Below are 16,088 nucleotides of genomic sequence, written 5' to 3'. Positions count from 1 at the left end.
AGTGCCGTATTTCCCCAATCCTGCGGTGCTCCATTTTTTTATTCTCTCCTTTCACAATTTCTTCACATTTCCATCAAATTCTCAACACATTTCCACCGTATATTAATACCTGTAAACAGGCCAGAGAGACCTTTCATATACATTTTTTTCATACTTAGCCGACAGGACCCCCCTCCTGCCGGCTTCCTCTATTTCCTGAAGTATAAAACCTGTCTATTCTATTAAACCACCGGATTCCTTTTGACCGTACCATTCTGTTCCAGGGAAGGGTCCTGTGCACCGTTATCTTCCGAAGATCCACTGTCTTCTCCTACCGGCAAAGTTTCCTCGAATGCCTCCTCTCCAGTTTGATCCTGGTCATCATCCAGCTCAGTTTCCTCAGCTGGGGTCTCTTCTGTCAGATTTTCTTCCGGATCTCTCTCTTCCGGACCTTCCTCTGCAGGACTTTCCTCTGTCAGATTTTCTTCTTCAGACTTTTCTTCTTCAGACTTTTCTTCTTCGTTTTCTCCGTCCGTATTTACTTCTGAAGGCTTATTTTCTTCTTCTATTTCAGGATTCTCTGCTGCTTCTGCAACTGGTTTCTCCAGAATTAATTCCATTGCTTCCATATCCATATGATTTTGGCCTTCCGGAACTGTTACCGTTATTTCATATGGCGCATAATTGGAATACCCTGTATGGAGCATTCTTATGGAATGTTCTCCTGAAGTAAATTTCTTTGCTAAAATAGTCAGGCTGTACGGCGAACTATACGTATTCAGACTATAATCCGTATCACGGACCAGCTTCTCACCATCCAGATAAACCGTGTTGTAGGAGCTGTAAAAATAGCCGAACGTATCAGTGGAAAACTGCAGATCGCCATTTTCCAGCCACTCCTCTTCTATTTCCGGCGCTTTCTGGTACGGGCTGAAGGTGAGGCTGCAGGAACGGTAACCCGGCACTGAAATTGTTACGGTATAGCTATAGGAATATGACAATGAATCCTTTAAATCAATCGTTATCTGATCTGCAGAGCCTCTGGTAAATCCTGTAATCGTCTGACTGGAGGAAGAACGCTTTACGGAAATGTGGGACTGGTTCAGAGAATCCCACCATTCCTGGTCCTCATCAGCTACATTCAGAACAATTGCTTTTTCCTTATCTAAGGAACTTCCTGTTTCTATTTCCAGATTTGGTGCTGATTTAGCTGCAATATACCGGTCAAAGCTCATTTCCACCTTTTGGTAGGCATCATTATATAAAACCAGATGGTTTTTTTCTTCCGTAAGCAGCACAGCGGGAATATAAATCATTTTATTTCCGCTTGTCGTATATCCTGTACCTTTCACCAGTTCGGTTCCATTTAAGGATACGGTTATCTTGTCATAAAAATAGGAATCGCTGGCTGACAGTTCCAGGCGCCCTTCGTCATAATTTACAGTTCCTGTGACCGCAACTGTATTCAGGATCTTCGCTTCCGTCTGAGCCGTCCGGTAGCCATCTGCTTTTACCGTAATCGTATAAGTACCGGTATAAGAAAAATTACTGGAACTTAAAATTAGTTCATTCCCGTTTTTCGTATAATTGGCCGCGCTTCCGGAAGAGCCGGAGGAGCTTGCCACAGTTACTGAACGGATCTTGTCCAGCCATTTGCCTGCCTCTCCTGATACCTGCACTGTTACATCGCTTCCTTTTGGTACGGCTTCTGCCTTGAGTACCGGAGCTTCCAAAGGAGCTGCCAGTTCTGCAGGAGCTGTTCCTTCCAATACATTCAAAGCATAAGAAGATGCATAAAGCTCGATTTTATATAACTTTCCAGCAATAAAGTTATGGGCAAAAATTTCAATCCCATGATCATAGGAGGCCGTATAATCGGCGCTTTCTCCTTTTTTTAACTCCGTTCCATTTAAAATCACCTTTGTCACGTAGGAACTTAAGTAAGTGGCATTGGAAGAACTGGTAAGATTCAGGCTGTAATTTTCTAAGTTCCATTGCTGCGTCACAGCAGGCGCCGCTTTTACAGGAGTAAAGGTTATGGTTACTATGTCATATCCAGGTACAACGAACTGCATGGTATAATTGTTGTACGAAGACATTGCAGTCTTTTTCGCAGTGACCGTAAAGCTGCTTCCCTCTTTTGTAAGAGAAAGATCGGATACGCTTCCATATGATGAATATGACAGCTTAAGATGGCCGGCCTCCAAGTCCTGGAACCACTGCATCTCTTCGCTTCCCTCCTGGTAAGAACCGATATCAAACACCATAGAGTAAGAGCCGTCTATAACTTCTTTCGCCGTAACCGATGGTGCTTTCTTAGGCGTGATAAACGCTGACGGGGACTCGATCTCAAAGCTGGTATTCTCATACCCGTCTGCCTGGACTTCAAAGGTATTTTTCCCGTTTACCAGATAGCGGTAGGAAATATAAAGACTATTGATATCGCTTGAAAAACTGCCGGATTCCAGCCGGTTTCCATTAACAGTGACTGTTTTTACTCTATCTGTATAGTAAGTAAAATCTGCTTTTAATTTTAACCGGCTATTGCTGTCATCCCATGTAGGTGTAAAGTTAGGAGCCGGTTCTACTACAGAAAGAGTGCCTTTCACATCATCGAACCCAAAGGAATGAATCGTAACCTCATAAGTTCCGGTGTAATTCATCGGGCCGCTGATTGCCTCCACTCCCAGGGTTATGGCTTTCCCGTCTGCAGACAAGGTATTATTTTCCTGATAGTAGTGGGTTTTGGTTGCACTGTAAGGAATCTCAATTTCAGTAATGGAACGGTACCACGATTCATTTTCATCACTGAGCTGTATAACCGCACTCTTTCCTTTCAAAGATGGGGCAATGGTCAGCTCAGGCGGATTGGTATTGTCTGTTTTTCCTGTTAAAAGTTCTACTTTTGTTCCGTAGCCGCCTTTGTCTGTTAAATACTTCACATATCTGGGCAGCTCCCCAGCTTTCTTCCAATTTCTTGTTTTAAGGTCTTTCGCCTCTGTACTTAAGGTCAAGTCCTCATTTAACGCAGTTAATTTCTCCGAGGGTTCCCATTTAGACAGAAAGGCCTCTGCAGAAGAGGTTCCAATTCCCAGCTTATCTGCAATTATATTATTGGCTGCCAAATCAAACAATACAGCAATTGTGGCTGTCTCTTCCTTTCCCTCCAGACTGGCAGGGGGTGCGGTAGTAGCACTTGCGACCGCATCCGAAGCAAAGCTCTTAAGACCGGCCGTGGTCCGGTTATCTTCCTCTATCAGGATATCGCTTTCTTTCTCTTCCAGGCTTTGGCTCTGCACTTCATCCAGACCCTGGGCCTGCACGGTATCTACCGTAGTTGCAGAGGGTTTTATGAAGAGAGTATCGCCCTGCCGGATAAATTTCACATACTGGGTCAAAGGAATGGTTGCCTTTGTAAGCACCAAATAGGGTATATCCGATGGAAGGGAAAAGTTCGCTTCAACAAGCTCTTTCTCCGTTGCGGTACTCTTTCCCGGCTCCCTCAGCGCAACAACAGATACTGTCCACTTCCCGGAGGTTATGGCCAGTGTATGGGTATTTTCATCCGGCAAAGGTATTTTTACCGTCCTTCCTGAAGTTGTCACAGGGGTAACGGATGATGTGGCATCTTTTCCTGCTATGGAAAAACGGAACTCCTCCAGTCCCTCTGCCTGATCGGAAAAAGATATTACGGCATAGGGTAGCCCCAGAACAGATATGATCCCGGTTTGCTCCAGAATAACAGGGTTTTTGTTTTCCCAGGGATTTTCACCGCCCTCCGTTCCATTATTTCCGGAATTCTCATTTCCGCTGTTTCCTTCCTCCGGTTGATTGTTTCCGTTTTCCCCTGTATTGTTATTCCAGGAGGTTTTGTCGTCAGAACTGCTGTCCTCGTAGGAATTCCGGGATGACTTTCCGTTCCAGGCCCCGCTGCCGTCCACATAGTATCCATCGGGCGTGAAACCATTTACCAGAGCTTCTCCTGACTGCTTGTTAAGATAATACCACTTCCCTTTAATCTCCTTCCAGCCGGAAGCCATAGAACCGTCCGTCTCCATGTAATACCACTTTCCATTGATCTCTTTCCAGCCGGAAGCCATAGAACCGTCCGTCTCCAGATAATACCACTTCTGATCCGTGTCCTGGTACCATCCCGTTCTCATAATTCCGTTCTCATCAAAATGATACCATTTGCCGTCATCTGTTTTCAGCCACGAATTTATCTGTTCCCTGCCATCTTCCAGAATATAGCGCCACTTGTCCCCATTTTGCCTCCATTCCCCTGCTAAAGGCTGGATAGTAAACACCAGGTTCATGGCAGTCAGAGCCGCCAGTAATTTAACCTTATTTCTATTTCTCATAGATTCCTCCTTGCATATGATTGAGGTTAGCCATAACTAACTAATGTATTATAAAATATTCCCAACCGGTGGGCAAGCGGATAAACGAGAAAAATCTTCAACTAATGTCCAGTGATAATTTATCACCATTAAAAAAAGCAGGAAACCGCAAAGCGGTTTTCCTGCCTGGAAATCAGTTTTAACCCTTAATTCCTGTGGAAGCAATTCCTTCCACCAGATACTTCTGCATGGTTAAGAAAATTATAAAAATAGGAATCAGGGAAAAGGTTGCCATTGCAAACATTGCGCCCCAGTCTGAACCGGCTGTTGGGTCTGAGAACATTTTAAGCGCATAGCTGACTGGATATTTCAGAGGATCGCTTAAGAAAAGCAGAGCCGTCATGAAATCATCCCATCTCCACATAAAGGAGAAAATAGCACTCGTCACCAGAGACGGTTTAATGAGAGGAAGGATGATCCTTATGAATATGGAGTATATGGTGCATCCATCCATTCTGGCAGCCTCATCTAAATCCATGGGAATTCCCTTTATAAACTGTACATTTAAGAAAATGAAAAAGCCCTGACCAAAAAACTGAGGTACAATGATGGGAAGATAGCTTCCCACCCATCCCAATTTGTTAAAAATGATATACTGGGGAATCATGATGATCTGGAACGGAAGCATCATGGCAAGCAGCATACATGCGAACCAGAAGTTTTTAAACTTAAAATCAATACGGGCAAATCCATAGCCTATAATGGCGGATGAAACGACCGCCCCAACAGTGGAAAGGCCTGCAATAATAAATGAATTCTTAAAAAACGTTCCAAAACCATAACCGGCAAAGCCCTGCCAGCCTACGCGGTAATTTTCAAAGGAAAATTTATCAGGCAGCAGTTTTGCAGCAGTCCGGAATATTTCATTGGAGTTTTTAAAGGAACTCATCACCATCCACAAAAGCGGATATATCATAACACATGCCAGCAAAAAGGTGAACACATGATAAACCACTGTGGTGGCTATTTTTCTTTCTTTATATCCTGTTTTCATATTTTATCACCCTTCTGATTCATAATGTACCCATTTCTTCTGTGTCTTGAAAAGTATAAGGGTCAAGAGTCCAACTACGAACACCATGAACCATGCCATTGCACAGCCGTAGCCCAGCTTATTATACGTAAAGGAATTCTGGTACATGTATACTGTATAAAACAGTGTGGTATCCTTTGGTTTTCCCTGGGTGATAATATAGCTTTGGGTAAACGCCATAAAGCCGTTAATCAGCTGGTTAATGAGGTTAAAGAAAATAGTTGGTGTCAGCATTGGAATCGTAATCTTAAAGAAACGCTGAATGCCATTTGCGCCATCGACGGTAGCCGCCTCGTAAAGACTTATGGGAATCTGCTTTAACCCGGATAAAAATATGAGCATGGAAGAACCAAACTGCCAGACAGCAAGGATAATCAGGGTCCAGATCGCGGTATCCGCTCTTCCCAGCCATGCGATGTCGGAAGGAAGTCCAATGATCTTTGAAATTGCGTTTATTACACCATCACTGGCAAACAGCCGCTTCCAGAGAATCGCCACAGCCACGCTGGAGCCGATAATGGAAGGGAGATAATAAACAGCTCTGTAAAAACCGGACAATCTGCTGGTTTTTACAAGCAGCATAGCTACAAGCAGAGCCATGAGAAGCCGGAGGGGAACCGAAAACAGAACATAGTACATGGTCACGCCAAATACCTTCCAAAACTTTGGATCCGCTGTAAACATGGCCTTGTAATTTTCCAGACCTATAAAAACCGGTGATTTTAAAATATTATATCTGGTAAACGAAAACCCTAAAGAAAAAATCATTGGAACGGCTAAAAAGGCAAGAAAGCCTATGATGAAGGGCAGGATAAATACATATCCTGCAACCTTCGGTGTGTTCATGATCTGTGAAAATGATTTTTTTCTTTGGGGGATCATTTGATTGTTCTTCATCTTATTCCCTCCAGACTGTTCTGTCACTATTTCGCAGCTTCTTCCAAAATCTTCTTTGCTTCAGGAACAAAGCTGGCTGCCGCTTCCTCAGCGGTTGTATCGCCATAACGGATTGCTTCTACCACACTCTTGGTCAATGCCTCCACTTCGCCCTTGCCGGCTGGATCCGGAGCATCAATCGGAACTGCAATCTCTGAAACCTTTGCAACATAGTCAAATACCTTCTGGGCAACAGCATCTACCTTTGGTTTAATTGCATCCGCTACCTCAGTATTAATCGGGATTCCTCTTTCTGCCATAAGGATTTCATTACATTCCACGCTGTTGGTGAACCAGTCAATGAACTTTGCAGCTTCCTCTTTGTTCTTGGAAGTTTCAGCAATAGAGAAGAATTGGCTTGGCTTTAAATACATATTCTGTGTACCGTTTGTCAGAATCGGGTTCATAGTTACTTCTAACTCTCTTCCGGCTGCGTTTGAAAGGCTGATAAACTGATTGGAATATGGGAAGTCATTCCATGTGGTTTCATCCACAATCGGCTTTGTTTCAATGTTATCCGGGTTCTTTTCAACCAGAATATCTGGTGCAATGGAAAATTCTGCTTTCTGGAATTTCTCCACATTTGCGAAATGTATCTTTGTAGAATCTTCTTTGCCTGCAATTAACTCATCGAATATATGGGAATCATTGGTTCTTGCCGTCATCTGCAGCATATTGATCCAGCCGTCATATACGGTCTTTACGCCTGTTTTCTCGTAAATGGTTTTGGATATATCATATAATTCATCAAAGGTCATCTGCTCTGGAATGGTCACTCCGGCCTTTTCTACAATAGCCTTATCATAAACCATCAGAGGAGCATTGCTTCCAAGGCTGAGAGCATAGCATTTTCCATCGATAGAACCGCTCTCAATGATGCTTGAAGGAATCTTTGAAGTATCAATGACGCCGGCGGATATGAATTCGGATAAATCAGCCAGCTGTCCGCTCTTCTGGTACTGGTTTAAGTAGGAATAGTCCATCTGGATGATATCCGGTAAGTTGCCGCCGGCTGCCATAGCAGAAAGCTTGTCCCAGTAACCGCCCCAGTCAGTAAACTCAACTTTGATCTCCACATTTGGATTTTTACTCATGTATAAATCCGCAGCTTTTTTTGTTACGTCATTTCTGGTCTGATTGCCCCACCAGCAAATGTTAAGGGATACTTTATCCCCTGATGCTGTCTTTGCGCCGTCATCTGCCTTTGTAGTTGACGCCTCTGTTGCTGCAGCCGCTGTCGTTGTGGAATCCACTTTTTCTGTCTTGGAACCACAGCCGGCTAAAGATGTTGCTGCAATCAATGCAGCAAGTGATGTTGCTAGTAATCTCTTTCTCACTTGTAAAACCTCCCTTTTAATTTTTTTGTGATATCCACATTTTATGGCAAATATGCACAACGGTAAAGTTAAAATATGGCTTTTTATGATTAAAAAAACGGCTTTCTGTAATATTAGGCTGTTTTGCAATTTCTTTTTTTGTATTTTTACTATATAATACGATTACTTAGGAAAGGATATGTGATTATGAAGCGATGTACGTTCTGGCTTAACAACCTGTCATTATACAAAAAAATACTGACCATTTTCCTTCTGGCCCTGCTGGCGGTCTGTATTACCTTCCTTATCAGCATCAGGATTCTCACATCCCGCTATAATGAGGAGCTGTACCGCACCAATGCCAATTCCTTAAATCATGTAACTACTTATCTGGAATCGGAAATACAGCTGATCCAAAGCATATCATACAGCATGATCGGTGACCCAATCCTTCAGGATAATCTGGTGTTTTTGGCTGAGAAACCTTTCAGCAACCGCCGGGCCCAGGCGCGTCAGGATATTTACCAGCAGCTTTATTCCTATGTTTACCGCAGCAAATATATAAAATCCATTAACATTATCCTGTCTGACGGAACGAATATCTGTATGGGAAGCTCTGACGAAATCCTTAAATTCAACCTAAAGGAGCTTGACAAAACAACCGGTGACCTAAAGGGAAAAGCCACCTGGGCTCCGGGCATAGAACCGGGAGACGATACGGTATGCGCCAGACAGATATTAAAGCTGAAATATTTAAGCTTAAAAAAGCTGGCTGGGCTCTACATTACGGTGAATATGGAGCGAATGATTGAGGACGGCTTAAAAAGTGCCGGGAGCCTTGTGGAAAACTCCAATTTCATCCTGATGTCAGGGGATAAGAGGATTTACCCTGCAACCGCCTTTCACGATGCGTACTGTGCGGAAATCATTGCGGGCAACAAGCAGCAGGAAAACGCCTACATCATTTCCACATTGGACAATAAAAAGGAATTTATCATTTCCGGCCATGTTCCCTTTGTGGGCTGGGATTATATTTATTTCAGGGATTACGATCCGCTTTTTTACAGGATTCAGCTTGTGAGCCTTCAGATCATTATATTTACCGTCTTTATCATATTTATCACCGCGACCTATGTCAACCTGATTTTCCGCCATATCTTCCGCCACCTGGACTATTTGATTGAAAAGATCCAGAAGTTCGGCAGCGGGGAGTCCCTGGCCTGCGATGTAAAATGCTATGACTATGCAAACCGCCAGGACGAAATCGGCCAGCTTCACCGGAGCTTTGATGAAATGACCCACAGCGTCAAGGTCCTGCGGGATGAAAATTATGACAAGCAGCTTCTGCTACGGGATTCCACCATTAAGATGCTCCAGCAGCAGATCAATCCTCACTTTTTATATAATACCCTGGATACGATCAACTGGATGGCGCAGAAATACGGAGCCGAAGACATCTCTGTTATGGTACGTTCCCTTGGAAATCTGTTCCGGGCTTCCATTGCCGGACAAAAAGACATCATCCCCCTCGAAGATGAGCTGGAAGTGCTTGATAATTATATCCGCATTCAGGAAATACGTTTTAAGGACCGGCTGCACTTTGAACTTAAGATCCCTAAGAACATTTCCCATATTTTCGTTCCAAAGCTCTGTATTCAGCCCCTGGTTGAAAACGCCTTAAAGCATGCCATGGAGGATACGGATGAGATGTGCATGATACAGGTGGTCATCGAGGAAATGGAGAAGGAATATGAGATCCGGGTGTCTAACACCGGCTCCCGGTTTGAATCGGATCTTTTAGAAAAGATCAGGCACAAAGAGATCAAGCCTCAAGGCTCCGGTGTGGGCCTGACCAATATTCATTCCCGGTTAAAACTGCTCTATGGGGATCATTATGGCCTGAAATTTTATAACGAAAGAGATATGGCAGTGGTAATGCTGTCCATTCCTAAGGAGAAGGAGATTTGATATGCTGAGACTGATGATAGTAGATGATGAACAGATTATAAGAGAGGCCATTTCCCAAATGATCGACTATGAGTCCATCGGCTATGAACTCATCGCCACTGCGAAAAACGGAATGGAGGCCTACGATATCATCTGTGATGATTATCCGGATGTGGTGATTACTGATATCCGAATGCCCATCCTAAACGGCCTGGACTTAATTGAACGTTCCATAAAATCGGATTCCAATATCACCTTTATCCTTCTTTCCGGCTACAATGATTTTGAATATGCCAAACAGGCCATGAAATACGGGGTCCGGGATTATCTTTTAAAACCAACCGATAAAAATGAGCTGATCGAATCTCTGGTTTCCATAAGAAAGGAACGCCTTGAGGAAGAGGAAAGCAGGAAAATGCAGCAGCAGGATTTCTTAAGAAGCCTTCATTTTCCCCTGGAACAGAGCTTTATTATGGAGGCACTGGAGCACCAGGATTCCTTTCCAGCCGTATTCCGCAAATACCAGAGCCTTTTATCCCTTCCGAAGAACTGCATTTATGCCTGCATCTGTTCCTTTGTGGAAGAAAGCTATTTAAAAAGCTTTATCTGCGACGTCAGAAAGCTTTTAGAAGCTTCCAAGGTTCCTTTGCAGTTTTCCATACTTTATGTAAAAAACACTGCGGTCCTTATATTCCCCGCCTTTACTCTGGCGATCCAGGAACGGATCGAAAGTGCCATAACCAGGCTCCGGTATCCCGGTCAGTCCGTCACCTTTGAGGCGGAGTTCCTTCACAGGAATTCAGCGGAAAAGCTTTTTCAGGAAATCATTCAGAAGGTTTCCCGTTTTGAGCGGATTCTCCTCATCAGCGAAGGGGGAGAGGCCCATGAAATCAGAAACCACATTGCTTCCCCCTGGATGATCAGCAGGCTTGAGGATTCCATAACCTCTGCCGTGGATACCATACAGGCTGTGGAGCTCCTTGACTCTGTTTTTATGGACTCCATCCCATTAACAACTGCAAGAAATCTTGCACTAGGCCTATTCCTTCAGACCGGACCGGAACGGGAAAAGCTTCCCGTGGATGCTGCCTGTGATTTTTTCCGGCGTCTCTACTCCTGTGACACGGTGTCCGGGATCCGGGAGCTTCTTCGTGTGGTGCTGGTCCAGAAAGACAACTTATGCGGAGCTCATAAGGCGGGCTCCAACATCGCCCTTTTAAAAGCCTACATCAGGGAGCATTTATTCTCTGAAAATCTTTCCTTAAAATGGCTGGCTGAAAATTATCTTTTTGTAAGCGTCGGATATTTAAGCAAGCAGTTCGTAAAAGAAGAGGGGATGCGTTTTTCCGACTACTTAAACAAGGAGCGGATGGAGGAGGCTATCCGGCTGATGGCCTATTACCACAGCGATAACGTAAAACACATTGCCCGCCAGGTAGGGTTTGGCAGCAATCCCCAGTACTTCAGTCAGGTGTTCAAGCGGTATACCGGCTTTCCGCCGACCGAATATATAGAAAAGCTGAAAAACAAACTTTAAACAAACACGGAAAAGGAGAAAGAACAATGATTACTAACGACCAGCTATTAGAAAAGATCCATTTGGTTGTGGAGAAACTGATGAATCTTGGAGGATATGATTATAATAAAGACAAGAACGTCAGCAGCACTGACACAAAAAAAGGATTCATCCAAAGGGATTTCGGCATAGAGGAATGGGACTGGCCCCAGGGAGTCGGACTGTATGGCTTATATAGGCTCCAGGAATTTTACGGAGACGGCCGGTATCTCCCGTTCTTTGAAAAGTGGTACAGCGGCCATCAAAAGAAGGGCCTTCCTTCCAAGAACATCAATACCACCGCTCCATTTCTTCCCCTGTCCTTTTTATACGAAAGCCTTGACAATCCGGAGGAATTTTACAACTTGTGCGCTCAGAGGGCGGACTGGCTCATCAATGACCTTCCAAAAACCCCTGACAACGGATTCCAGCATGTGACCAGTGCCATCGGAAACCGGGATGGCGTAAGTCTAAATGACGGACAGATCTGGGTGGACACTCTGTTTATGTCCGTGCTTTTCTTAAACAGGATGGGATACATATCAGGGAACACCCTTTGGAAAGATGAAGCCCTTCATCAGTTCCTGGTTCACATCAAATATCTCTTTGACAAGCAGACCGGCCTTTTCCATCACGGCTTCAGCTTTGAGCGCATGGATAATTTCGGAGGCATCTTCTGGTGCAGAGGAAACTCCTGGTTTACCTACGGGATCATGGAATACTTAGATACCTGCGCAGAAGGATTAGATAAGGGGGTGAGGGCTTTCCTGACCGACACCTTCAAATCCCAGGCTTTAGCCCTTTTACGCCTTCAGTCCCCGTCCGGTTTGTGGAACACCGTTCTCACCGACGATTCCAGCTACGGCGAAGTCTCCGGCTCTGCAGCCATTGCCGCCGGGCTTTTAAGAGGAGTGAAGGCAGGGATTCTTGACGGTACCTACAAGGCTGCGGCTGACCGGGCCATTGAAGCCATCTGTGCCAATATTTCCGAAGATGGAACCGTGTTAAACGTATCGGCCGGGACCGGAATCGGCATGGATTCCGATCATTATAAGAACATTGCCCTCATGCCAATGGCCTATGGGCAGGCCCTTACCCTGACCGCTCTGTACGAGGCCCTGGATAAGGAATAACCTTCCGGCAACGCTGCCTGAAAAAGAAAGAAGGAACATGGCTCTGCTCTTGCCATGTTCCTTCTTTTTATGCCCTTCTATAAGCTACGTTAAGTACCGCTGCTTATGCCACCAGGCCCCTCCCCATCCTTTCTGTATCTTAACGGCGTCACATCCGTATGCTTTTTAAACACCCGTTCAAAATAGGTAATACTTTCAAATCCAAGGATTTCCGATATTTCCGTAATGGAATACCCGCTGTTTGCCAAAAGCTCTTTCGCCTTTCTCACTCTAGCCAGGTTCCGGTATTCATTTACGGAAAATCCGGTCACCTCCCGGAAGATTCTGCTTAAATAAGATTTGCTGATGAAGAAAGCCTCCGCCAGCTCCTCTAAGCTCTCTCCTGTCTCACAGTGAAGTGTTAAATATTCCGCCACCTCATGCACCTTTCCATGCTTTGCAGTCTGTACCGTCGGCGGCATCTCCTTAAGCACGGCTTTCTTCCTGCTGCGGTAGACCATCAATAAAATCTGGGAAAGCTTAAGCCTTACCATTATCTCATACCGCTCTCTCCGGTGGATCAGTTCCTCTGAAATCCCCAGCAAAAGTCCCTTCATTTCCTCCCATTCTCCCTGGGAAAGCCTGGCCACTCCATAATAATCTCCAAACAGCTTCTCAAGGGATGATACCCCTGCCTGCTTAAGCCATGGCTCCAAAACTCTCCCGCTTAACTGGAGAAGGATCCTGTCATGCCTCCTGCTTCCAGCCTGACTTGTCTTATGGACCTGTTCCCGGTTTACCAAAACGACATCCCCTGTTTTCACATAATAGGTTTCTTTCTCGATGAAATAGTAACGTTCTCCTTCCAGAAGAAAATAAAGCTCATAGGTATCATGAAAATGCTTCATGGTCATGGAATATTCCTGGTCCCGGACCACCTCATCAATGGTGATTCCCTCCATGCTTTCCGAAAATATTGTTTTTTCCATTCCTTCCTCCAAAATAGTAGCCAAAAGTATGATTTTATTAAAAAAAGCCCCAATTATATAAGATTTATAATACTATAATCCATTATAATATAACTTATCTGGACTTGCAACGCAAGTGAAGATAAAGGGCTGCTTAATAGCCCGTTCATCCGATTATCGAAAGTGCTCTTTACTTTCGATAATATGGAATATATAGTCCAAGAAACCGTTTACATAATATATTCTTTTAACAGGAGGAAACCCTTATGAACTATGCAAACAATAAAGTCAGCGATATAAATATCGCCTATATCGGAGGCGGCTCCAGAGGCTGGGCCTGGACCTTTATGACGGATCTTTCCATGGACGATTCCTTAAGCGGAACCATCCGTTTATATGACATCGATGAGGCAGCCGCAAAAAGTAATGAAATCATCGGCAACAAGCTGACAACCAGAGAGGAGGCCACTGGAAAATGGAATTACGTCACAGCATCATCCTTAGAAGAAGCTCTGACGGGCTGTGACTTTGCAGTCATCTCCATTCTCCCGGGAACCTTTGATGAGATGGATTCCGACGTCCATCTTCCTGAGAGGCTTGGCATCTACCAGTCCGTAGGTGATACCGCCGGTCCCGGAGGAATGGTCCGTGCCCTCCGCACCATCCCCATGTTTGTGACCATTGCAGAAGCCGTAAAAGAATATTCACCAAATGCCTGGATCATCAACTACACGAATCCAATGTCCCTGTGCGTTAAGACTCTTTACCACGTATTCCCCCGAATCAAGGCTTTCGGCTGCTGCCATGAAGTATTTGGCACACAGAAGGTTTTAAAGGGAATCTGTGAGGAAACCTTTGGATTTGAAAACGTTGACCGCAGGGACATCAATGTAAACGTTCTGGGAATCAATCATTTCACCTGGTTTGACCAGGCTTCCTACAAGGGCATCGACTTATTCCCTGTTTACCGTGATTATATTGACGCCCACTATGAGGAAGGTTACAATGAGCCGGATAAGAACTGGGCAAATAACAGCTTTGAATGCACTCACAGAGTAAAGTTTGATCTCTTCCGCCGCTTTGGCCTGATCGCCGCTGCCGGCGACCGCCACCTTGCGGAATTCATGCCTGGAAGCGATTACTTAAAAGACCCGGAAACCGTAAAGAGCTGGAAATTTGGTCTCACTACCGTTGCCTGGAGAAAAGAGGATTTAAAAAACCGTTTAGCCAAGAGCCACCGTCTTGCAGGGGGCGAAGAAGAAATTGAACTGAAAGCATCAGGAGAAGAAGGAATCCTTCTCATCAAAGCCCTGTGCGGTCTTGAAAAAACTGTGAGCAATGTCAATATCCCCAATTCTTTCTTACAGATTCCAAACCTGCCGGCAGAATCCGTTGTTGAAACCAACGCCCTGTTCAGCCGGGACAGCATTAAACCGGTGGTTGCAGGCTCCATACCAGAAAGCGTCCTTGAACTGATCAAGCCCCATGTTGCCAACCATCAGCGCATCCTGGAAGCTGCCCTCACTTATGACCGCTCCCTGGTGTACGAAGCCTTCTTAAACGATCCTCTGGTAAAAGACCGGGCCGGGGAAGAAGAAATCAAAAAGCTGGCAGACGACATGATCGAAAACACTCTGGCTTATCTGCCAAAAGGCTGGAATTAGTACGATAAAAAATAAGGTGCTGCTGCAAAATGGATAGATTCTTCCTTTTGCAGCAGCACCTTAATCGTTTATTTATCCAGAAATTTCAGGGTGAAATGTGCTTCCCCCTGTTCATCGATCTCCATTATCATATAGGAGGGTTTTCTCCCTTCCTGCCTGGGATAGGAAAGACTGCCCGGATTTAAGATCGTAATCCCATTATGTACCTCGTAAAAGGGCCTGTGGGTATGCCCGTACATGGCGATATCAAGACCTCTATCCGCCGCCTCCTGCTCCAGCCGCTCAACTCCAAGGGATACGTTATAATAATGACCATGGGTCAGCAAAGCCCGGTACTTCCCTATTTTCACTTCCCTTTCCCGTTCCAGATCCGAGAAAAAATCATTGTTGCCAAGTACCATCTGAAGTTCACAGCCTGCAGGAATCCAGCCGGCTATTTTATCTTCGCTGCCTTCCGAATCCCCCAGGTGAATCAGCATGTCCAGGGGTCCGATCTCAGCAATGATCTTATGTAAACTCTCATCTTTGCGGTGCGTATCACTGACAATCAGTATTTTCATTATTCTCCCCTCCTGTAAAAATTTCTTTGAGCTGACCTTTCATGGCCTCAAGAGCCTTTCCGCGGTGGCTGATTTTATTCTTCTGTTCCATGGTAAGCTGTGCACTGGTCACTCCGAATTCCGGTATATAGAGGATGGGATCATAGCCAAAGCCGCCCTGTCCGGCAGGCCGGTCAGCCAGAAGCCCTTCCATGGACTCTTCCGTATGGAGTACCTGTCCATCCGGCAGCACTGCAGCAATATTGCATACAAAACGTGCGCTTCTTTCCCCGCCCTTTGCATTGGCCGCTCTGTCAAGGATATTCTGGTTTTTGATCTCATAGGAAGTATCTTCTCCCATATATCTGGCAGAAAGGATTCCAGGTTCTCCGTTTAAGCAGTCCACAACCAGGCCGGAATCATCTGCAAGCACGATTCCTCCGGTTACTTTCCACACTTCTCTGGCCTTTATCTCGGCGTTATCCCCAAATGTAGCTCCATCCTCCACAATATCCAGGCATGCACCTGCCTCTTTCATGGAAAGGACCTTCATTCTTAAGTCTTTTAGGATCTCCCTGACTTCCCTCATTTTTCCATCATTTCCTGTGGCAAATACGATTTTTTTATCGCTCATCTCTT

General features: G+C 45.0%; 11 protein-coding genes. 4 read left to right on the top strand and 7 right to left on the bottom strand.

Annotated elements, in window-relative coordinates; all coding sequences use genetic code 11:
• Nucleotides 1-221: 221 nt before the first annotated feature.
• The 4 genes from AC27IJ_RS01885 to AC27IJ_RS01870 all read right to left on the bottom strand — a co-directional run bounded on the left by AC27IJ_RS01885 (nt 222) and on the right by AC27IJ_RS01870 (nt 7,685).
• On the bottom strand, nt 222-4,340 hold the full coding sequence (locus AC27IJ_RS01885; protein ID WP_487147293.1) for a hemoblobin-interacting domain-containing protein: 4,119 nt from the start codon (nt 4,338-4,340) through the stop codon (nt 222-224).
• Between the two features lie 178 nt (nt 4,341-4,518).
• Nucleotides 4,519-5,373: a carbohydrate ABC transporter permease gene (locus AC27IJ_RS01880; RefSeq protein WP_312446096.1), complete on the bottom strand. Its 855-nt coding sequence runs from the start codon at nt 5,371-5,373 to the stop codon at nt 4,519-4,521.
• A gap of 6 nt (nt 5,374-5,379) precedes the next feature.
• On the bottom strand, nt 5,380-6,309 hold the full coding sequence (locus AC27IJ_RS01875) for a carbohydrate ABC transporter permease (protein ID WP_330695097.1): 930 nt from the start codon (nt 6,307-6,309) through the stop codon (nt 5,380-5,382).
• Between the two features lie 26 nt (nt 6,310-6,335).
• Nucleotides 6,336-7,685 carry an ABC transporter substrate-binding protein gene (locus AC27IJ_RS01870; protein WP_312504237.1) on the bottom strand — a complete coding sequence of 450 codons (1,350 nt, stop codon included), beginning with the start codon at nt 7,683-7,685 and terminating at the stop codon, nt 6,336-6,338.
• Between the two features lie 186 nt (nt 7,686-7,871).
• Here AC27IJ_RS01870 and AC27IJ_RS01865 point away from each other — a divergent pair, with 186 nt between their 5' ends.
• The 3 genes from AC27IJ_RS01865 to AC27IJ_RS01855 are packed head-to-tail and all read left to right on the top strand — an operon-like array spanning nt 7,872 to nt 12,299.
• Entirely contained in the window at nt 7,872-9,632 is a 1,761-nt protein-coding gene (locus AC27IJ_RS01865; RefSeq protein ID WP_313259848.1) for a sensor histidine kinase, read from the top strand.
• A 1-nt stretch (nt 9,633) separates the two neighbouring features.
• Entirely contained in the window at nt 9,634-11,148 is a 1,515-nt protein-coding gene (locus tag AC27IJ_RS01860) for a response regulator transcription factor (protein ID WP_487147292.1), read from the top strand.
• Between the two features lie 26 nt (nt 11,149-11,174).
• Nucleotides 11,175-12,299, top strand: coding sequence for a glycoside hydrolase family 88/105 protein (locus AC27IJ_RS01855; protein WP_487147291.1), 1,125 nt, complete (start codon nt 11,175-11,177; stop codon nt 12,297-12,299).
• Between the two features lie 89 nt (nt 12,300-12,388).
• Here AC27IJ_RS01855 and AC27IJ_RS01850 read toward each other — a convergent pair whose 3' ends face one another.
• Nucleotides 12,389-13,267 (bottom strand): AraC family transcriptional regulator, encoded by an 879-nt coding sequence (locus AC27IJ_RS01850; protein ID WP_312446089.1) that lies wholly within the window; start codon nt 13,265-13,267, stop codon nt 12,389-12,391.
• A 245-nt stretch (nt 13,268-13,512) separates the two neighbouring features.
• On the opposite strand from AC27IJ_RS01850, the gene AC27IJ_RS01845 reads away from it, so the two are divergent.
• Entirely contained in the window at nt 13,513-14,910 is a 1,398-nt protein-coding gene (locus tag AC27IJ_RS01845) for a family 4 glycosyl hydrolase (RefSeq protein ID WP_487147290.1), read from the top strand.
• A 68-nt stretch (nt 14,911-14,978) separates the two neighbouring features.
• Here AC27IJ_RS01845 and AC27IJ_RS01840 read toward each other — a convergent pair whose 3' ends face one another.
• The gene (locus AC27IJ_RS01840; protein ID WP_312446086.1) at nt 14,979-15,470 is read right to left on the bottom strand and encodes a metallophosphoesterase family protein; all 492 of its coding nucleotides are present in this window, start codon (nt 15,468-15,470) and stop codon (nt 14,979-14,981) included.
• Entirely contained in the window at nt 15,448-16,083 is a 636-nt protein-coding gene (gene rdgB, locus AC27IJ_RS01835) for an RdgB/HAM1 family non-canonical purine NTP pyrophosphatase (protein WP_312446084.1), read from the bottom strand. Before rdgB ends, AC27IJ_RS01840 begins: the two co-directional genes overlap by 23 nt.
• Nucleotides 16,084-16,088: the final 5 nt, after the last annotated feature.

The organism is Lacrimispora sp. YZC11, assembly GCF_057543815.1.
Note: the sequence above shows the minus strand (reverse complement) of the source record. Positions and strands in the feature narration are given on the sequence as shown.

Excerpts from the sequence above, each read along its gene's own strand:
- AC27IJ_RS01885 (WP_487147293.1), bottom strand. The coding sequence starts at position 4,340 with ATGAGAAATAGAAATAAGGTTAAATTACTGGCGGCTCTGACTGCCATG.
- AC27IJ_RS01880 (WP_312446096.1), bottom strand. The coding sequence starts at position 5,373 with ATGAAAACAGGATATAAAGAAAGAAAAATAGCCACCACAGTGGTTTAT.
- AC27IJ_RS01875 (WP_330695097.1), bottom strand. The coding sequence starts at position 6,309 with ATGAAGAACAATCAAATGATCCCCCAAAGAAAAAAATCATTTTCACAG.
- AC27IJ_RS01865 (WP_313259848.1), top strand. The coding sequence starts at position 7,872 with ATGAAGCGATGTACGTTCTGGCTTAACAACCTGTCATTATACAAAAAA.
- AC27IJ_RS01860 (WP_487147292.1), top strand. The coding sequence starts at position 9,634 with ATGCTGAGACTGATGATAGTAGATGATGAACAGATTATAAGAGAGGCC.
- AC27IJ_RS01855 (WP_487147291.1), top strand. The coding sequence starts at position 11,175 with ATGATTACTAACGACCAGCTATTAGAAAAGATCCATTTGGTTGTGGAG.
- AC27IJ_RS01850 (WP_312446089.1), bottom strand. The coding sequence starts at position 13,267 with ATGGAAAAAACAATATTTTCGGAAAGCATGGAGGGAATCACCATTGAT.
- AC27IJ_RS01845 (WP_487147290.1), top strand. The coding sequence starts at position 13,513 with ATGAACTATGCAAACAATAAAGTCAGCGATATAAATATCGCCTATATC.
- AC27IJ_RS01840 (WP_312446086.1), bottom strand. The coding sequence starts at position 15,470 with ATGAAAATACTGATTGTCAGTGATACGCACCGCAAAGATGAGAGTTTA.
- rdgB (WP_312446084.1), bottom strand. The coding sequence starts at position 16,083 with ATGAGCGATAAAAAAATCGTATTTGCCACAGGAAATGATGGAAAAATG.